2 protein-coding genes are annotated in these 1689 nt (G+C 59.9%); both read right to left on the reverse strand.

The window, feature by feature from the left end; genetic code table 11:
- Positions 1–222 precede the first annotated feature (222 nt).
- Entirely contained in the window at positions 223–459 is a 237-nt protein-coding gene (locus A2I95_RS35810) for a hypothetical protein (RefSeq protein ID WP_291737294.1), read from the reverse strand.
- A gap of 333 nt (positions 460–792) precedes the next feature.
- Positions 793–1653 carry a D-amino-acid transaminase gene (locus A2I95_RS35815; RefSeq protein ID WP_291737295.1) on the reverse strand — a complete coding sequence of 287 codons (861 nt, stop codon included), beginning with the start codon at positions 1651–1653 and terminating at the stop codon, positions 793–795.
- Positions 1654–1689 lie beyond the last annotated feature (36 nt).

The following is a 1689-nucleotide window of genomic DNA, read 5'->3' on the forward strand; positions in this document are numbered from 1 at the left end:
GGCAAGAAACTGTAATGCATGGCGGAGGCTGCCGGAAAAGCTCTCCTCCGGGCCAGTGCTGCCATATGGAAAAGGCAACTGGCACGGTCCATTGCCATTAAAAAGCAAAAAGGCCGCCGGTCAGGGGCGGCCTTGTCATTTCTGTTGCGGGGCCGTGCCGGGCGTAGCCCCTTGGGTGATCCAGCAACGCAGGGGGCTGCACACAGGACAGGGCGGTGAAGCTCAGCCGCGGAACCGGCCAAGCAACCGCGCCGCAAGCGAACTTGTGACTGACGGCTCAGAAGCCCGCGCTTGGCCCGCGAGCCAGCCGCGCTTGGCAGCCGACTGCGCAATCTCCGGTTCAATGACCTCTTCTGCCGTCAGCACTCTGCGCACCTCCGCCAGGATTTCTGCTTCGCTGCCCTCGGCTGACGGGCCTTCCACAACTGCGGCAAACTCCGGTTGAAAGGTCTGGTCCATGGGGCAACTCCCTAGCGTGAAACTCTGGCAAACACCCGGTTATACGGGAGCTGTTTTCTATGTCTCCACCCTATCCTATTTCGTCCTGAACTGGCCCATTTTGTGTAAAATTAGTTAAAATCCCGCCGCGAAAGGCTAAATCTGGGGACATTCACCCGGCGTGCAAGTAACTGTGCACAGGCGAGCATCAATGACGGCCAGTCCTCACCGCATCAGACCGTGTGAAGGTCTCGCCATCTGACAAAGAATGCAGAAAGGCCGCCCCGGTGGGACGGCCTTCATTATCTGTCCCGGCATCATCGATCCGGCTACCGTTAATCCGGGCTGTGCGCCTCAGACCGCTTTCTTGCGGCTTTCTTCCAGGTAAATCTCGCGCAAGCGCTTGGCGATCGGGCCGGGGGTCCCGTCGCCCAAGGCCACACCGTCGATCTCTACCACCGGCATCACAAAGGCCGAAGCCGAGGTGGTGAAAGCCTCATCCGCTTCCTTAGCTTCGTCGATGGTGAACAGGCGCTCTTCGATTTCCATCTGCGCTTCTTCCGCCAGACGCAGCACTGCGGCGCGGGTGATGCCGTGCAGGATGTCATTGGACAGCGGCCGGGTCACGATCTTGCCGTGCTTTACGTAATAGGCGTTGTTCGAAGTCCCTTCGGTGACATGGCCATCCTCGATCAGCCAGGCATCGTCGCAGCCGGCCTTCTTGGCCATCATCTTGCCCATTGACGGGTACAGCAGCTGCACGGTCTTGATGTCGCGGCGGCCCCAGCGGATGTCCTCGATCGAGATAATCTTGGCGCCCTTCTGCGCAGCTGGGCTGTCGGCCAAGCCCGGCTTGTTCTGGGTGAACAGCACCAGCGACGGCGGGGTATCGGCGGAGGGGAACACAAAATCACGGTCGCCATCGGAGCCGCGCGAGACCTGCAGGTACACCAGGCCTTCCTCGATGCCATTCAGTTCCACCAGCTTGCGGTGGATTTCCAGCAGTTCGTCCTTGGCGCAGGGCGAGGCCATGTCCAGCTCTTTCAGCGAGCGGTCCAGACGCACAGCGTGGCCGTCAAAATCGATCAGCTTGCCGTCCAGAACCGAGGTCACTTCATAAACCGCATCGGCAAACAGAAAGCCGCGGTCAAAGATTGAAACCTTGGCTTCCCCCTCGGGCAAGTATTCGCCATTCACATAAACGGTACGGGTCATGGTATTCTCCTCAGCCCCAGAGTGCAGCCACAGGCG

The organism is Leisingera sp. F5 (assembly GCF_001593695.1).